Genomic DNA, 17756 nt, shown 5'->3' on the forward strand with positions numbered 1-17756 from the left:
TGTCCTTACTCCGCGGTGTTTTTCTGGGATACAATCACAAATGCATGGGTGAAGATCTCCGGATTGCTTACCGCCTCGATTCTGATTTCGTATACGCCCTCCTGGGCCGGCGCGGTATAGACGCCGTTGTTGTCTACCTTGCCGCCCTCCGGATCAAGAAGCGTATAGCTTAATGCCTCCTCCGGCATATTGATGAATACCGGCTGGATATGGGCGCTGCCCTTGGGAGCCAGCACAATCGTATCCGGCTGCAGCATAATGCAGCCCTTCTGCTCCTTCCGGTTGTATACACGCTGCTCCAGATCCTCCGGCTTAAACGCGTACCACCGGATCCGGATGCCGATCTTGCCAAGCTTCGTCTTCGGCCGGACGCCCACAATAAAGGTGCCCCGCTCCGGAAGAATCTTGATGGCCTGATCCACCTCGAAAACCCGCTCCTCGGTGATGGTCGTATCCTCTGCGAAGATACTGCCGTCTCCCAGAATGATCGCCTCCCGATCGCCCTGGGCCGCCGCGTCTCTGCTGATATATTCAATCCCCAGCTCCACGCATACGGGACCATTTCCGAGTCCGTGCATGATCTCGTCTGAGAAATAAACCTTTCCGGCTTCTCCGCCGCTTCCCAGGGACAGTTCAAATACGCCGCTGGAATTCATGCGCTTTTCCCGGATCGGAAGCTCCGCGCCGACGGTGCGCTCCGGCGTCCTGTCCGTGCTCGGCGCGCTTTTCGCCTCCTGCTCCGGTACCAGATACTCCTTCAGCTTTTCCAGAATATAGAGCTGTTCCGCGGTACACACGTACTGGTCAAAGGGCGGCTTATCTACCCGCTCAATGATGGAATGGCTCTGGGAACGGATCAGTCGGATCTCCGCAATCCACAGCTTCTCGTCATAGGTTCGATCCAGATCGATATCCAGAGCGCCCGCATGTCCCGTCTGCCGCAGCCAGGAAAGAAGGGTGCCGCGAACCGGAAGCACCTCCATAACCAGGTCGCTTCCCTTTTCCTCCCCGCCGGACTTCGTTACCTTGCTTTCCAGGAAGGAAAGCTTCACCGGTTCCTTTCCGAAGATATAGCTCTCCGGACGGAATTCCTGCTCCAGAACCATCTCCTCGCCGTATTCCAGGCTGATGTTCTCCCCGTGAATTTCACAGTTTTGGGGCTCCATTCCCTCTGCCGTCACATTTGCGTAAAAAGAGCATACTCCCGGCGCATGACTGGTTTTCCGGATTCTGGTCCGGGCTTTTAAAATCGTATGCTCCGTCACAAAGGCCGGAACCTCCTCTGTGATATACAGGTCCTCGTCCTCGTAAATCAGACTGCTTTTCAGATACTGATCCTCTTTTTTCCCGTCCCGGACACAGTCTTTTCTATCGCAGAGGAACAAATGGTAGCTTTCCTTCTTCCGGTTGTAGCTTTTTCCGCTGCCCTCTGCCTCCATCACCGCGTATACCGGATCCGTATCCTCTTCCGCGTAAGCGATACCGAGTACGGCCCTCTCTGTCTTCAGTTCCTCATATCCATCGATGGTGGAAAGCTTCAAAACCTGGGTTCTGGGAACCACAATCTCCCGTCCCGCCCGGTCCAGAGCCATTCCCGACTGCAGAATCACCGAGGAATCATCTGCCGCTACCACATCGAGCCCATAGACGATACCGCTGCCCTGTAGCAGACGGTTTTCCAGCCGCCGCTTGTCATTCATATAGGACTGCTCGTTCTGGAAATCTCTGGAAGTCAGCATTTTCCCGTAATAATAATTGTTCCGCTCAAAGGAATAATATTTCCTATTCTCCATGCCTTGCTCCGCCCTCTCTCTTTATTTTTCGCGCTCTGTATAAGAGCAGGATTCCGATTCCCAGAAGAAGCACCGCGCCGCTGTAGCCGATAAGCAGCCAGGGCGTCTCCTTCTCTGCCTCCGCGAATTCCACCGGGGCAGTAATCGCGTATACGCTCAGATGTCTGGTCTTAATATAAGCCACTCCACCGGAACGGCGGGTCTCATAAAGCTCTACCGAACCGTCCTCCGTCACATAAGCCACCTGAATCAGGGAATTCTCATAAGCCGCCGGAATCGGAAGTCCGATTTCTATCTCTCCGTCGGGCTGTACGGCCTCTCCGTTCACCAGAAGTGTCACATCGTAGCTGTCCACGATACCATAGCTTTCGCTTACCAGCTGCTTTACCATCCGCTCTGCCGCGTCGGAGGCCTGCACCTGCTTCACGTCCAGCTGTACGCCGTCCGGAAGCGTATCCTCTTTCGAGGCTACCACCACGCCGTAAACTGCGTTCTTCAGTACCACATCTGAGAAGCTGGGGCCCGACTGGGCGTCCGAAAAGCTTCTGCGGCTCTTCAGTCTGCCGTTTCCGGTCTGTTCAAGCTCCGTATCCGTGTCCTCTGTATTCTTTATAAGCTCCGGCTCCCGCACGGTGTAACCTACGGTCACCACCTTGCTGTCCTGCAGCTCTTCCTTTACGGCTATGATCTTAAAGGTTGTCGCCCGGTTGACCGTCACAGGGCCTGTATAAAGCTCCAGCCCGTCCTTATCCTTCAGGCTTGGATCCGCGCCGTCTGTCCGGTAATAGATACTGGCTCCCTCGGTCTCACAGCTGAATTCCACCTCTGTGCCGACCTCCAGCTCGCCGCTGGCGTAGCTGGCCTGGGGCGCCGATACCTGATCCGCAAAGCCGTAGGTGAAGCTGCTGACCTCTGACTGCTCATAATTTTCTGCCACCGCAATGGCTTTGATGGTTACGGCGCCGGTAATCACCACGCCGTCCTTATACAGGTTGCTGGCTGTGCTTGGCTGGGTCCCGTCTGTGGTGTAATAGATACTTCCGGTCTCCGCCGTCAGCTTAACCGCGCTCTTTTTGGTAAATACCGCTCCGGTGGGAACGGAGGAAGTCGGCGCTGCCAGCCGGTTCATAATCGTATAGGTAAAGGTTGCCGCCGATACAGCCCGATCCGTACCCGGCGATACCGCAATGGCTTTCACGGTAACATTTTCTCCCGGCGTACCCTTTATCGTCACCCGGCTTCCGGAGGCGCTGCTCCTGGTAGGGGTCGATCCGTCTGTGGTATAGTACATCGACGCGCCGGATACATCGGAATTCAGCTGAATCACATCGCCGTTTTTTACGGTGCTTCCGGTGGGCCGGTCTGCAAAGATACCGCCCTCGTAGCTGCTGATACTGTAGCTGTAATATCCGGTTTCACTGTCGCTGTAACCATTCTTTGATGCATAGGCCTGAACCGTAATGACGTCCCCGGCGTTGCCGCTCAAGATCACGCTGGTTCCAATCAGTACCTTCTGATTGTCCGCCTTCTTCGGGTCGCTGCCGTCCACCGTATAATGAATGGTCGCTCCGCTGTCCCCGGTAAGCTCCACTACGGTTCCTGCCGCCACTACCGATCCAGTCTCAATGGACGCCCGCGGTGTGGAAAGCTTCTCAGATACCGTATAGGCAAAGGTCACGACCTCACTCTCCATCTTACTCTTAACTGCCAGAGCCTTGATCGTGGTATTTTTACTGATTACAAATGGATTGCTGCTGTCATACACATGACTGTTGACCGTAGGGGTGCTGCCATCGGTTGTATAATAGATCACGGCCCCTTCTGTGGCTGTCTTCAGGGTCACCTGCGTATTTTCCGATACCGCTCCGGCTGCCGGTGTGGCATAGGGTGCCGACACGGCGCTGGGGTACTGGAAAATCAGTCTGGATATATTACTGCTGGCCAGCCCCTCGCACCAGGCCACCGCCGTAATCGTAATCACGGAGCTGTCCGTAATGGGCGGTACCGTAATGCCCTGGGTAGCGTCGTATTTCAAGGTACTGGATCCGGTGGGCTTCAGCGTCGTCTCATCAAAGGCCGGCTCGCTGCCGTCCAGCGTGTAGAAAATCACAGCCCCTTCTGTGGCGGAGAACAGACGGATCTTGGAACCGATGGTCACCTCTGTCCGCTTGTCTGAGCTGGCAGCCGGAACCGAAGTAACCGGCTCTACCGCTGCCTGGGCTCCTACGCTGTAGGTAAACCGGGCCAGCTCGCTGTCCCGCTTGGTACGGGCCATTCCTGCCGCATACTCTTTGAATCTGCAGGCTACCGCTGTAATCGTGACACTGCTTCCGTAAGAAGCAAAATCTGTGGAAATCTGAATGGGCGTCGTGATAAATTCCTTTGTCTCTGCTCCCAGCTCCACCTTTCCGTTTACAATGTTTACCACCGGCGCGCTGCCATTGGTCGTATAGAAAATTCGGCTGTTCGTCTCTCCGCAGATCAGATTCACCGTATCTCCTATCTGAACGGTAGCTCCGTTTGCCACGGACGCCACCGGCGTCGCTACCTGTTCCCGCAGGGAAAATCCGTAGCTGAACCGATCGGTGGTTCCGAATACCTTGCCTTCCACCACAGCCTGCGCATTGATCTCCAGATAATTATCCGTATAAATGGTCTCGTCTACGACAATACGCGTCTGCTTATTATAGAGAAGGGTGTCGGCGCCGCATTCATACCAGAGGCCATTCAGCTTCAGATACAGCTTTCCGTTCAGAGACGCGGTTCCATCGCTCAGCCGCTGCTCCAGTTCTGCAATATTGCTGTCGCCTGCAGCCAGCTTCGTAAAGGAAGGCTGTTTTCCGTCCGTAGTATAGAAAATAATTGCCTTGTTTTCCGTGGACTTCAGCTCAATCAGCTCAATCTCATCGCCATAGTCCACACCGCCGGTAATTTCCTGACCCTTTACATAAGCCTTGGCTGTAACGCCTGCGGGCTTGTCCGTCAGATATTTCAGCTCATATCTCCTGGGCGGGCTGCTCAGATGAGTACTATCCTCCGGGGTCTTTGCGCGGACATAGAGATATTTACTTCCTGCCAGCGCTACCGGACTGCCTGTCCAGCTTCCCCACATGACGTCTGAAACCGTATCCAGCTTCCGATCCGTCAGGAGGTACTGATATTCCAGGCCCGCTGCTGACGCCGTGCTCTTTATCTCCGTCAGTACTTCGTCCGGAGACACCATATCCGTGCCTGCCGTTTTGCCGCTTTCCAGGGTCACAGTCGGAGCCTTCATGCTCTGAATCGTCCGTTTCTTTACGGCTGTTCCGCTGTAACCGTCAGCCATAGCCAGCGCATGGACCGTCAGGCCCGCTGCCAGTTCAGAGGCCTTCAGTTCCTCGCCGCCCGTACCCTTTACGGTTCCTTTTTCTCCACAACGATACCACAGTCCGTTGGCCCGGATATAGCAGTGGTTTCCGTATTCGGTATAAGCGGCCGCCCTTCCGGCTGCCTGGGCGTCCAGGGCTTTCCGGAGTGTGGTATCGTCCACGCGCTCCACGGAAATTTCACCGGCCAGGCTGTATACGATCACCGTATTGTTGACGGTAGAGGAAAGCTTCAGGGTTCCGGTGCCGTCCTCGTCTGTATCCTTTACTGTGATGTCCGGTTCTATCTCAAGCTTCAGGAACTCTGACTTCATGGGATTGCTGGTGTAGCTCAGGGCATATTCCCGGACCTCGCTCTCCACATAGACGCCGTCAAACTTCGTTCCCGTATTCCCGGAAGGTACCAGCTTCAGGTAAATATACCCGTCTCCGGTCGGCAGATCCGCCGGAAGGGACGGAAGCTGCGTCCAGGAGGTAATGCTGTCCGTATCCGTGATCTGGGTAGCGCTGAAGGCATATTCTACCTTTACCTTTTTTACTTCTGCCTCGTAATCTTCATAATAATCATGGGTGGAAGGATAGGGATTCGTCACCGTCACCGTCACAATCCGATCTCCCGGAATCAGTGCCGTGCTTCCTGCAGCGCTTCCGCTTTCCAGCAAAATGGCAGGAGGATTCAGCTTCTGATAGCGGTGTACCCGGTTGACGTTATCCACTGCGCAGCCGTCCGCCAGCACACAGGTGCGAAGCTCCGCATACTGCCGGTTGGTGCTGTAATCCAGAGCCACTGCCGTTTTGTAATAGCTTACATTTGCTCCGCACTCATACCAGAGACCGTTGACACGCACATAGCTTTTTCCGGAATAGCTGAGGATTCCCTTGCTGTAGCCCTTTTTTCCCGCTTCCGCTTTCAGACTGGCAATCAGCGTACTTCCCTGCACCTTCGTAAAGACTGCGTCCGCGCCATCCGTTGTATAAAAAATCTGTCCGTCGCTCTGGGTCGTTGTGAAGCTTACGGAATCGTCCGAAAGCGCTGCCTTTGCCGGCGCTGCCGCCTTGTTCAGGTAGCTAATCCGGTACTCGGCCGCGTCACTTGGAAGCCTGAGATTCGTATAGGTTCCCGATGTATACTGCGGCGTCATCCGCAGGTACAGATATTTCTTCCCTGCCAACGCCACTGCGCGTCCGTCCCAGGTGCTCCAGGAAATCTTGCTTTTGTCGGTGATCTGCTGATCGCTGACACAGTATTCATAGATTCCCGTAAGCCCCGTCTCCCCGGGCTTCATTTCTGTCAGCCGATCGTCTGCGGAGATCCCTGTGGTCTCTGCGGCGCTTAAGGACGTTCCGCTTTCCAGAACCGCCGTAGGATCCGCCGCCTTCAACGCTGTATTGGTCATACTATAGCTGTGCTTTTTATAAACGGCCACATCATAATCCGCGCGGAAACTCACTCCTGTTTTATCATCGTAAAGATAAAAGTCCGCTTCCGTTACCGTCAGCATATCGATTCGTACAACCCGCTTTCCGTCCACATACAGGGGCAGCTTCACGCCGTCGTTGTACTGCTTATAGTTCTTTTCTGTCATATAGGCTTCGATATAGGCTCCGAAAGCCCGTCCATAGCCTGTATTCCTTCCTCCGTCCTTGTTGGTCATCAGCATCCTGTCGGATACCGTGTAATCCGGGAATTCCGCCCGGAACCTGCTCCGGACCGTATTCTCAAAATCCGAAAAGCTGTCCTTGTTCGATGCTGCCTTATCTTCGGTAACCAGATTATAATAGGTTCTTACCGCCTTCACGTAGAAGGCGTTCCTGGTACTCTCACCTGTTATCTGAGAGCCGTCGCTCCTTTCTGCGCTCCAGGTCCATTTCCCGATATCCCAGGTATTCCCTTTAGAATTTCCCAGATTATACTGAACCCGAAAAGAAAGAGAAGCGTCTTCCAGATAATCGGCGCTGATTGTCTGGCTTTCATTTTCATCTTCTACTTTATAAGTCTTTGTAACGCTGTTTGTATACAGAGTTGCCTCTGTATCCTTTACACTTCCGGCGATCGGCTTTTCCATGCCTGTAATGGTCACCTTCGTAAGATCGCCGGACTGCGTCCCGTTTTTCAGTCCCTCAGACCATAGACCGTCCTTGGCGCTATAGGTGATCTCGCCGGCTGCCCGGGCCTCCAGAAGCTGTCCGCCCCACTGGACGTACAGAAGCACCGCTGCCAGAATCAGGCAGAGTGTCCCCGTGATTCCATACCGGAATCTGACTGTCTTATGCAGTTTTCCAGAATCTAAATGTATCTTCTTCATCAGGCACACTCCTTCTGTCTGTTATGTTAGCACAGCTTTTTCAAAAGCTCATTACTCGTTCGGGTAGTCTTTTCTTTTTTTTCGCGCCAGATAAATGGTTCCCGCCAGCGCAACCACAAGGGCTGTGCCTCCCAGAAGCTGCAGCCAGGGAATCGTAAAGCTCCTTTTTTCCTCCAGCTTCAGTCCTACCAGCGCGTAATTGCTGAAATGCTTTACTTTTGCATAGGCTATCCCGTTTTCCCGCCAGGTGTCTGTCTTTGTAACCTTATTTTCTTCATTGATATATACAATCGTAACCGCAGCGTTTTGATACTTTGCCGGAATCGGAATTCCAATCTCCACTTCTCCCTCCGGCTGTACGGTCTCTTCTCCCTGCACAAGCTTCATATCATAGGACGCCAGAATTGCGTACTCCCGGCCAAATATCTGCTGTACATTCTTCAGGGCCTCCGGCGCGTATTCCTGCTTTTCTGTCACCAGCTCCACCTGCCCCGGGAAATTTTCTTCCGGACCGGATACCAGCGTCTGACAGTTTTTTTCCTTAAGCACCTTCTGAGAACCGGTATTCTCCGTCTCGTCGGTAATCCGGGCCAGGGCTGACGCGTCCGTATCGTGCAGGGCTTCCTCTGCTAGACGTTCTTCCTCCGCTTTTTTCTGCTCCACGGCAGGAATGGTGTCCACCACATACTGGAAGGTCCCCACTTTAGACAGCTGCATGCTTTCCTCGTAGGCCACCGCTTTGATGGTTACGGTTCTTCGGACTGTAATTCCCTCGTCTGTATACCGGATCATACTCTCCAGATTATCCCTGGTAGGATCGGTTCCGTCTGTGGAATAATAGATAGCCGCTGACGGACTTGCGCTGGTCAGATAAACCACGGTTCCCGGCTCCAGCGTCGTTCCGGATTCCTCGGAAGCCTCCGGAGTGCCGGCCCTTCCCGCCGCGCCGTAATAAAAGGAGGCTGTCTCACTGACTTCTCCATCAGCCGCCACCGCAATGGCCTTCAGGGTCGTAGTCTTATTGATCAGAATGGGATCGCTGTACAGGTTCGAGCTCTTGGTGGGCGCGCTGCCATCTGTGGTATAGTAAATCTTCTCCGCGGAAGCCCGCAGCTCAACCCGGACTGCCACAGTCAGCTTGCCGCCTGCAGGAGTTGCCGTAGGCGCTGTGGGGCGCTCCTTAATCCGATAGATAAAGGTGCTGACCGTACCGGTCTGTCCGCCAATAGACGCCACCGCCTTTACGGTTACCGTGCTGCCCGCTTCTCCTGTAATCGTTACAACCGTACCTTTGCTTCCATGCTCCGCCGGGGAGGAGCCGTCGGTCGTATAATAGATGTCTGCCCCTGTTACGTCTGTCATCAGGTTTACCTTGGATCCGCCGGATACCTCTGTGCCGCTGGCCACATCGGCTGTGACCCCTGCGGCGCTCTTACTGATCTGATAGGTAAAGGTCACGGTCTCGCTGGAGGATTTGTTCTCCATCTTTGCATAGGCCCGCACGGTAACCTGGGATCCCGGTGTTCCGTCCAGTATCACCTCTGTGCCGCTGGCCACTGCCGCATTGCCTGCCGCAGCCGGATCGCTGCCGTCGGTCGTATAGTAAATCGCCGCGCCGCTCTCCGCCGACAGGGTAAGCCTGGTTCCTCTGGATACCATAGCTCCGCTTTCAATGGACGCCGTCGGCGTTCCCAGCTGGCTGTTGGCTGTATAAGTCAGCGTTACAACCTCGCTCTTTACGCTGTTTTTCACCGCAATCGCCTTGACGATAACCTTTCCCTTTATCTCGATGGGCTGGGATTCGTCAAAGACTGAGCTGGACACAGTCGGATCCGCAGGCGTACTTCCGTCTGTACTCATGGTGTAATGAATCACCGCCCCTTCGGTCCGGTTCTTCAGAAGAATCTTCGTTCCAATCTCCACACTGCCCGACGGGATATTTCCGTAAGGACTCTGCACCGTCTCCGGATATGCGTAGACAAAGACCGCCTCTTTACTGTTTTTATATTCCTCTGCCACGGACACGGCGCGAATGGTAAAATATCCCTCTCCGTCCGTCGGCATGGTAATGCCTTTTCCGGCGTCATACCGGAGCGTGCCTGTACCCACCTCCAGGGTGCCGTCCTCTTTCCAGGACACCTCCGGCGACGGGCCGTCCGCGGTATAATAGATCGACGCGCCTTTGGTGCCGGAGGACAATAGAATCTTATCTCCCGGCGCCACGGTCGTAGGACTGCTCTCTGTGGTAGAAGGCGTCGCCGTAGGGGTAAGCGCCTGCTTCTGATCCGCTACCCGGTATATAAAGCAGACGGTTTCACTGCTCTTCATGCCTTCCTTTACCGCCCGGACGCTCACGTAGAACTGGCTTCCATAATCGCCGTCCACCAGAATTCCCTTACTGCTGTCATACGCCAGGGTTCCGGTCGCCTCGTCCACGCCTTCCGACACCTCTCCATTTTTCAGGACATAATAAAGCTTTGCGTCCGACGTCTGGGAACGGAAGGAGATATAGGTTCCCTTTTCCACCACGGCGGTTTCCACATTCTGGCCATTGGGCAGACTCTGGGTTACCAGAGCCGCCTCCGGCGCTGCCACCTGTTCCGCCTGCTTCACCTTATAGCCATATACCGTCACCGTTCCCGGATCCAGATCCTCGCCCAGAACGGCCACTCCGATATACCGCATGACCATATTGTCTGTGCTGTTGTGGAAGACCGGTCTGTTATTGCCCTGATACTGGGCTACCTCTGCCTTGTCCACGTGATACCAGCGTTTTCCGGCCTGATAATAGCCGTCTACGCCATCTTTATCTTTCAGCGCTGTGGTATCCCCGGTAATCCGTTCCACCGTAAAGGTGGCGTCATCCAGCCGATCCCCGGTCAGGAACAGAATCTTGGAACCGCTCTGTCCTCCCAGCGTGATGGAGGTTCCCGACGGAATCTCCGTAGCGGAAGCATCGTCTGAGGAGGACGCAATCTCCACCGTCCGCGGCGACGCAGTGGGCGCTCCCTTCTGGGAGGCAAAATCATAATTGTACTCTGACACAGCGCCGTAGGAATGGCCGTCCGCTGACTTCATTCTCACATAGATATAGCAGGCCGCCCAGTTTTCCCCGTTTTCCAGCGTGATTCTGCCGCCATCATAATCCTTCCATTCCTCCGCTCCGATAGCCGCTATGGTCCGCGCCTTATCCGAAAGCAGATACTGAACCTTGGTCAGCGTTCCGGTTTCGGTTCCGGTTGCAGCAAAGGTCAGAAGATCTCCCTTCATCACTTTGCCGGAGGTATTCTCCGTTCCTCCTGCTGTTCCGTAATCATAGTAAATCACCGGCTTTGCAGAGCTTCCTTTTTCAAGCTTCAGGGTTCCATAGGCATACACGGTCGTGGGATAGTTTTCCTTTTCTATCCTGATATAGAGATGGTTTGTACCCTCCGTAGCCGGAAGCGGGATCTGGCTTCCACTGGCCAGGGACTCCCATTCGCCGTTTACCTTATCCGCCTCCTTTGTATATCGCAGTCCTCCTGTAGCCGTATTCTCCCAGGACGCGCTTTCTCCCAGCTCCTTATCGGACAGGAGATAGCTGTAGCTGCCGTCTGCGAGAAGATCCTTAAGCAGCAGGCTGCTGCCGGTCAGATGGCTGCTGCCCGGCGTAAAAGTCTCTGTCTGCGGAGTTCCGTCCGCCATGTAGTAATCGCTGCTCTTTACCGTCGGATAGGGCAGGGCCTCCCTGTCCGCGCTGGTGAAAGGTTGTGTCCTCTCTATTTCCTCGTAAATCGTCTCATTCCCGCCGACCAGCGGAATCGCCTTTACCGTCGCCTTCGCGCCATCAAAATCCAGAATTGCTTTCTGTCCTTCCTCGTCGATGACCGCCCTTTTCCAGTCCTCCGCGTTCGGGTTCCCTGTGGTATTATAAATCAGCTTCAGATCCGATAAATCGATTCCGGCTGGGGACTGAAGCTTCAGCACAATGTGATCCACCAGGCTTCCTCCCGCCTCGCGTTCCACAGACCAGGAATCCTCGCCCCGATAAAAGACCGGCTTTGTACCCGAGGAAAGATACGGATACCGGGTCATCAGCGCTGTCCCGTCCGCGGCCGTTTCCACATAGTGATAGTAGCCGTCTGTGGCATAGACAGACTGCCTCTGATAATAGCCGCTCTTTCCCAGCTCAATCGCGCCCTCCACGCCTGTGTTCTTTGCATAATAAGTCTCATACTGGGCGTCTCCCAGGCTCTTTCTGCCCTTATAGACCATCTGCCAGGTAAGCGCGCGGGAAGGATTCTTCTCTGCCGTCACGCTTATCTTTTCATTCTTGGGAGTTCCATAGGTGAAACTGTTTTCCGCATAGACCAGCCAGCTCAGATCAAACAGGCTTTCCTGACTGTTTTTCGCCGTATAACGGGTAAAGCTCTTCCACTTTTCCCACGTTGTATCCGGTTTCGCGCTCATTCCCAGCTTTACATTTGTAGCATTTACATTTTCTCCCAGTTCTGTTTTATCGTTTACCGTTGTTACGATCGCCCAATCCAGCTTTACGGTTCCTGCCCCGGATACCAGTCCGGATTGCACGGTTCTCGATCCTGTCGCCTCTGGAACCGTCAGCGAGCTGTTCATATAGAGATCTGTAACGCTGCCGCTGACGCTGCCGCCGACTCCGCCCAGCGTCATCTCTGTCTGATTTCCTGCGCTGTCAAGAATTCCCCGCAGATTCAGAGACAGGCGACTTTCTGTGATACTTCCTGCGCTCTGTCCGGCCAGTGCCCCTGCAGTCAGATTCTGGGCTGTATAGATCGGATTGCTTTCCGTTACATTTTTGATCACGGAGTTGCCGCTTGCCACCACTTCCTTCTCATAGGCGTAGGTTACGATGGAGGTCGTGCGGATCTCTGTCGCCCGGATATCCAGCGCTTCCTCATGGGGGCTTGTAAGCTCATCGCTCCAATGTACTGTTTTTTCCAGTTCAACCTTGCCACCGGCTGCTATGAGATTCTTCGTATAACTATTTTCTTTCAAAGAGCCCGCATTGATGGTATAAGTTCCTGTGGCCCAGCTGCTGCCCGCGCTTATCGTCCAGCCTGTTAATGTGGCCGGATCGATATACAGAACGTTGCTTCCCGTATTTTCCAGGGTCAGATGGTAAGTGACACTTCCCTCTTTCTTTATGTAGGAATTCTTTGCAGACAGTGTGGCCTTCAAGGCTCCCTTTGTCTGGCTGTCGGGAGCCGCGCTGCCGCTTCCGATGATTTCCGTACGGATGTCGGCCTGGGCGGCACATTCTGTAGAATCGGAAAGCTCCCGATAGGCAGTAAAGGATATTTCCAGCGGATCCGCAGAGCTGTAGGATGCCGCTTTGTAACAGAAGTACGCTGTCATCGTTCCTGCAGGCAGGCTATAAGAAGTCCCTGCCGCCGACGCTACTGCCGACGCTGCTGCCTTCGCTGTCGTTCCCCAGCCTCCGGCTTCCGACGACGTCAGTCTGGAGGTCGTTCCGGTTCCTGAAGTCAGCTCTACTTTGTAAACCACCGCAAGGCTTCCATCTGTCTGTACAGCCTCCAGACCGGGCGCGCTCACCGTTATCCCGATCTGCTGTTCCGCTATGGTCGTATTTGTCTTACTCTGTTCCTTTTTTACACTCTGAAACAGAGCTGTGGTCTCCGTGGTCGGCTGGCAGACATATTTTTTCTCCCCGTTGCTTCCCACGGTATACACGCTGAAGGTGGCTCCATAGTTGGAAGCCGTACTGCCCCCCACCGGATAGGATACCGTGATTGTTCTTTTACCTGTCCCGGAAACCTTCTTCCTGCTATCTGTCCCCAGTCCTTCTACGATGTGGCCGCCCCAGTCGCTGCTTGGGTTCGCTGTCTCCACCCAGGTTGTTCCGTCCGCGGGCGCCTGTATCGTCAGCTTATATGTCAGTTTTGCAGAAGCAGAAGCAGAATCCGTAAGCTTCGGCACCGAGATGGTGAATTTTAGAGTCCCCGCCGAAACTGCCGGGGAGACTGCCTCTGCCGGGGCTTCTTCGGACAGCTGGGACTCTCCGCCCTCCCCCGGTGTGGGAGTTGGCGTCACGGTCGCAGCTGACAGCGTTACCGATCCCGTCGCTTTTCCTGTCTCAATCGCCTGTCCGGAAGCCGTCGCCGAGACCGAGAACTCTGCTGTAACCGTTTTATTTTTCTTTCCTGTTTTTTCCAGTGTCAGTGTCCTGCTTTCCCCCTTTGGAAGCTCTTCAAAGGTGACGGTCTGGAATCCTGTCGTTCCTCCATTTGCATTTGTCACAGTCACTTCATAGGGAAGCTTCAGGCTCACATTGGAAAGCTTCTCTGTATGCTGATTTGTTATTGTTACCGTAAAGACTGCCGTAGTTTCTGATTCGGCCTTCTGCTCTGCGCTAACCGTTAACTTCAGCGCCCCTTCTGCCACTGCCGGGTTCTCTACCTCAGCTCCTATCTTACTCGTTCCATCTGCCAGGATGGTTTTTGCCGTAACCTCTGCCGTAACCTTCTGGGACGGCGTTCCCGTATGCACCGCCGCCTGGAAGGTGAGATCTTTCTTATCCTCTGTGCTGTGTGTTCCATGATAGGTATAGGTCACTGTCTTCGGATTTGTACTGTCTCCTATGCTGCTTATGGTAACTGTCTGCAGACTGTTTCCGTTTGCGCCGCCTCTCCAGTCTCCGGCCTCTCCGGCCGTCAGGGTTGCTTTATCAATCTCCGCACCCGCTTCTGCTGCCTGCAGGGTAACCGTACAGGTTATGGTATAGCTGCCGTCATCTCCGTATACGACCTGATCGGGCGCGGACACTGTCATGGAAAGAAGCCCGTCCACCTTCGTATTGTATGCCGTATCTGTGGTCGTCGTTTTCTGTACCGGAAGCGCCACAGCAACCTTCGCCTCTTCCAGTTCTGTGGCCTCTGTTTTCTTGGCTTCTCCTACCTTGTAATAATAATAATGCGGTGTGACATTATTTTCTGATATCTGCTCCGCATGGTCCGCGCCTTTCTGACGGACGGTCATTTCCTCGCCGTCCAGAAGGATCTGTTCCAGCCGGCCCTTAGCCGTCAGAGTTCCGCAAATCACGCCAAAATAATCTGTGGCGGAGGCAGCCGTAGGGGTATAGGTCGTGACGCTGCTATCCAAGGCGTCGCTTTGGTAACGTTTGTATTCCTCGGCGTCTTTAGTTCCCTCCGGTACCTCTTTACCTTTAAGAAGCCATACGGTCGTATAGTTGTCAATGCTGTGATAGGCGTCCAGATCCGTCCCACTGCTTATTTCGCTGACGATTTTGTCTTTTTCTATCGTAAGTCCCCGATCCGCACTGGTCTGCTGCTTCTGGGGCTCTCCTGCCCTCATTCCCGCATAAGAGGTTCTGGTGTAGGAAGCATCCGTATCCTTCACGTCCACAACCAGCTTCTTTACGGTTCCCGATACCGTTCCGAACAGGGCTCCCCGGGAAACCGAATCTGTTTTTCCTATACTTCCTTTATTCCTGTCTTCCTCTTTTCCGGTCCCGGTGCTGTCGTTGATCTGCAGCGTTTCCACTGTGATCACATGGCCGTTGCCGTCAAAGGTGCCTTCGAAGGTACCCCCAGCCGCTGCCCGGATGTCTACGGTCAGGTCATTTTCCAGGCGGAAGGTATTATCTTTTGTCCCCTGCGTGGCATTTCCAAGAGCCTTTAACTGAGCCGGGTTTTTTACCAGGTAAATCTTCTGGTTGTTCTCATTTACATATTCGAAGTTCAGCTTTCCCGCTGTTCCCAGATTGAGCTCTTCCGCCCGGGCTCCGACTCCCAGACTCAGGGCCAGCACCAGGGCTGCCCCCGCCAGGCAGACCGCGCCGCCCGCCAGATAGCCCTTCCTTCCGTTTTTCCCATGTTGTTTCAACCATTCTTTTATTTTCATCTGCATCCGCCTCCGAAAATCGTTCTATCTGAAAGCATCCAGCAGCTCCCTCTGGGAAGCGCTGAAATTTTTGCCCTGCTTTTCATATTCATTCCTGATACTGTCCATCAGGTGCCGCATCTGTACCTCCGTGCCTTCCGCAGCCGCCAGAAGCGCTCCGTGAAGCGCCGCATTCTTGATGGAAGCGCCGGACAGCTCAAAGGCCCGGGCCAGCAGCGCCGGATCCAGATCCTCGCCAAGCGGCGTCTCCTCCGGGAAGATACTCTCCCAGAGCTCCTGCCGCAGCCCTTCGTCCGGCAGCGGGAAATGCACCATATAAGAAATCCTGCGCCGGAACGCGTCGTCGAAGTTCTGCAGCAGGTTGGTGGCCAGAATGCAGACGCCGCCGTACTGCTCGATCCGCTGGAGCAGGTAGGCTGTCTCCGCGTTGGAATAGCGATCCTGGGCGTCCGACACGTCGCTTCTTCTGGTGAAAATAGCGTCCGCCTCGTCGAACAGCAGGATACAATCACAGCGCTCTGCCTCGTCAAAGATCTGACCGATATTTTTCTGGGTTTCCCCGATATATTTACTGATCAGCTGGGACAGATCCACCCGGTACAGAGGAAGTCCCAGTTCCGCGGCCAACACCTGGGCCGCCATGGTTTTGCCGGTTCCCGGCGCTCCGTAAAACAGCACCGAGATTCCGTTTCCGTAAGAAAATTTCCGTCCAAAGCCCCACTGCTCCAGAACGCGCCCCCGGGCGCTGATCATTCTGCAGATCTCCCGAAGCTTTCCATACTGGGCAGCCGGAAGCTTCAGCTCCGAAAAGCTCCGGTTGGCCGGAAGGCTCTGAAGCCGTCCGCCCTCCACGGGCGGCAGAAGCTGCCGGGGCTCTGTCGTGCCAAGCAGAAGCTCTGCCCGGAGGCTGTACAGATACTTAAGATACGCGCCGGTGGGCAGCTGCCGCCCGGTCAGCGCTTCCTCTGTCATACCCTCCGGAAGCCGGCTAAGACAGCCCCCCAGCACTTCCCGGGCCATCTGAAGCTTTTCTCTGCGATCCGGCCGCTCCAGGAAACGCGTGATCACTCCGGCTCTTCCGGCTTCCCCAAGTCCCCGGCTGCTTTCCCGAATCACTCCGTAAAAGGAGAATTTTTCCTCCGTCCGGGTAAAAAGCGTTTTCCGCTCCTCCCGGCCCAGCCGGATACAGAACAATCCGTTGTAAAGGCGGGCGCAGAGGACACAGGCCTTCCATTCCTCCGGGGTTCCCCGAAACAGATCTCCCTCCGCCAGAAGAAGCGTCAGACCCTGCCGGAGCGCAATCTGCTCCATGGCAAATTCCCGGCCGCTTCCGGCTTCCCCGGCCAGACAGAGGCAGAGTGGCTCCTGTTGTTCCTCCGCCAGACGAAAGATCCCGTCGCTTTCTGTCAACAGACGCTCCAGCCCATAAGCCGGCTCCTCCGCCGGAAGCCGCAGGCTTAAGCCCTCCGGCAATTCCGGGGTCTCGCCCTCCAGCCAGCCACGCAGCACCGGAGACAGACGGATTGCTTCCTCCCGCCGGATATACCAGTCCGGAAGCTCCCGGTTTTCTTCTCCCGCAAGCTCCTGGCGCAGCCGCAGAAATTCCTGTTCCGATACCGGCTCTCCCCGGCTCTCCAGTCCCCAGAGCACCGCCAGCAGTCCTTCCTCTTCCCTGCTCAAGGACAGACGCGCGGCCGCATCCGCCCAGGGGAAAAAGCTGTCCGTATCCTCCGCTTCCCTGCGGATCTCCCGGATTTTTTCCCATAGCTCCTCTGTTTTTTTCATTTCCCGGCTTTTTGTATATTCCCGGCCTGCAGCCTTCAGGCGCTGGTTCAGCATCTGTGTATATCTCATCCGTTCTCCTGTCCGCGTTTCTTCTCATCGTTCGCTTTTTTCAGGGCTCCAAGCGCCACATCGTATCCGGTTCCCATTTCCAGAATGGCGTCGGCCACCAGTCCCTCGTCAAAGGGCTCCTCCGGTACGCCCGACACCATCATGCGGTACTGGACGCCCTCGGTCTCCTGGCCGTCCACCGGTCCCAGAAAGAAGCAGCCCAGCCGTACCCTGCGGTTCAGCTCATTGAGCATGCTTAAAACCTCCGCTTTCGTAAGCTCCGCCAGATCCACCTCTATCTGGCTATAGAACATCAGATACCGGGACAGGCGCTCTTCCTCCCCATCCAGGTCCACCAGATATCCCACCGCCAGATGAAGCTCTTCCTCTGTCAGCTCATGATCCTCTGGAAATTCTTCCGCTGTGGGCAGGGATACCAAAAGTACCGTATCGTCAAACAACTTTCCCTTGTCGGCTACCTCCGCCGCAATCTCTGCCTGCGCAAGAAATTCCCTGATCCGTTCAAATTCTGTCCTTTTTTTCTCCTGTGTCAGCATACT

The 17756-nt window shown here is 54.9% G+C and carries 5 protein-coding genes; all 5 read right to left on the minus strand.

The window, feature by feature from the left end; genetic code table 11:
• Positions 1-5: 5 nt before the first annotated feature.
• The 5 genes from ACTNCH_RS00685 to ACTNCH_RS00705 are packed head-to-tail and all read right to left on the minus strand — an operon-like array spanning position 6 to position 17753.
• On the minus strand, positions 6-1793 hold the full coding sequence (locus tag ACTNCH_RS00685; RefSeq protein WP_441015760.1) for a hypothetical protein: 1788 nt from the start codon (positions 1791-1793) through the stop codon (positions 6-8).
• Positions 1783-7464, minus strand: coding sequence for a chitobiase/beta-hexosaminidase C-terminal domain-containing protein (locus ACTNCH_RS00690; protein ID WP_441015757.1), 5682 nt, complete (start codon positions 7462-7464; stop codon positions 1783-1785). Before ACTNCH_RS00690 ends, ACTNCH_RS00685 begins: the two co-directional genes overlap by 11 nt.
• A 51-nt stretch (positions 7465-7515) precedes the next feature.
• Positions 7516-15363 carry an FN3 associated domain-containing protein gene (locus tag ACTNCH_RS00695; RefSeq protein ID WP_441015754.1) on the minus strand — a complete coding sequence of 2616 codons (7848 nt, stop codon included), beginning with the start codon at positions 15361-15363 and terminating at the stop codon, positions 7516-7518.
• 24 nt (positions 15364-15387) lie between these two features.
• Entirely contained in the window at positions 15388-17217 is a 1830-nt protein-coding gene (locus tag ACTNCH_RS00700) for an ATP-binding protein (protein ID WP_441015751.1), read from the minus strand.
• Positions 17214-17753 carry a hypothetical protein gene (locus ACTNCH_RS00705; RefSeq protein ID WP_441015748.1) on the minus strand — a complete coding sequence of 180 codons (540 nt, stop codon included), beginning with the start codon at positions 17751-17753 and terminating at the stop codon, positions 17214-17216. The genes ACTNCH_RS00700 and ACTNCH_RS00705 overlap by 4 nt, the downstream gene beginning before the upstream one ends.
• Positions 17754-17756: the final 3 nt, after the last annotated feature.

It is taken from the genome of Candidatus Merdisoma sp. HCP28S3_D10 (genome assembly GCF_052065835.1).
Classification (GTDB): domain Bacteria; phylum Bacillota; class Clostridia; order Lachnospirales; family Lachnospiraceae; genus Laedolimicola.

Excerpts from the sequence above, each read along its gene's own strand:
- ACTNCH_RS00695 (WP_441015754.1), bottom strand. The coding sequence starts at position 15,363 with ATGAAAATAAAAGAATGGTTGAAACAACATGGGAAAAACGGAAGGAAG.
- ACTNCH_RS00700 (WP_441015751.1), bottom strand. The coding sequence starts at position 17,217 with ATGAGATATACACAGATGCTGAACCAGCGCCTGAAGGCTGCAGGCCGG.
- ACTNCH_RS00705 (WP_441015748.1), bottom strand. The coding sequence starts at position 17,753 with ATGCTGACACAGGAGAAAAAAAGGACAGAATTTGAACGGATCAGGGAA.
- ACTNCH_RS00685 (WP_441015760.1), bottom strand. The coding sequence starts at position 1,793 with ATGGAGAATAGGAAATATTATTCCTTTGAGCGGAACAATTATTATTAC.
- ACTNCH_RS00690 (WP_441015757.1), bottom strand. The coding sequence starts at position 7,464 with ATGAAGAAGATACATTTAGATTCTGGAAAACTGCATAAGACAGTCAGA.